Origin of the sequence: Streptomyces macrolidinus (assembly GCF_023887685.1) — a bacterium.
Taxonomy (GTDB): Bacteria; Actinomycetota; Actinomycetes; order Streptomycetales; family Streptomycetaceae; genus Streptomyces; species Streptomyces macrolidinus.
This window is the reverse complement of record NZ_JAMWMR010000104.1, coordinates 1-673: the sequence shown is the minus strand read 5'-3', so window position 1 is coordinate 673 and position 673 is coordinate 1. Positions and strand designations below refer to the sequence as shown.

Here is a 673-nt window from a genome sequence, read left to right as displayed (position 1 = left end):
TCCAGTGCTCGGCCTCAAGCTCACCGACATGGGCCGCGAGACGCACTCCCGTTCCATCGTCGCCATGCAGGTCTACGACCGGCTGAACGCGGCCTACCCGGATCTCAAGTCCATGCACCAGGTCGTCGTCCGCGCCGACGCCGACCGGTCGCCCGAGGTGACCGCCGCCCTGCGCGAACTCGCCGCCGACGTCGAGGACGACCCGCGCCTGAGCGGCACCTCCCGGCTGACCACGTCCCCCGACAAGCGGACCAGCATGCTCCAGCTGCAGGTCCCGTACTACGTCAGCAGCGACGAGGCCCAGTCCTCGCTCAACGACATCCGCGACACCTACGTCCCGGAGACCGTCGGCCGGGTGAAGGGCACCGAGACCGCGGTGACCGGTGACGTCGCCCGCTACACCGACTACCCGACCCACCAGGAACAGAAGCTGCCCCTCATCATTGGGGCGCTGCTCCTGGTCACCTTCGCCATGACCGTCTGGGCGTTCCGCTCCGTGGTCCTCGGCCTGGTCGGCGTCGTCCTCAACCTCCTCTCCGCCGCCGCCTCGCTCGGCATCCTCGTCACGGTCTTCCAGCACACCTGGGCGGAGGGCCTGGTCGACTTTACTTCCACCGGGTCGATCGGCTCCCGGGTCCCGCTGTTCCTGTTCGTGATCCTGTTCGGCCTGTCG

The 673-nt window shown here is 68.6% G+C and carries 1 protein-coding gene; it reads left to right on the top strand.

Annotated elements, in window-relative coordinates; translation table 11 throughout:
* Positions 1-673 (top strand): MMPL family transporter (locus NGF19_RS30420; RefSeq protein WP_252429162.1); only part of this gene is annotated, 673 nt, incomplete at both ends.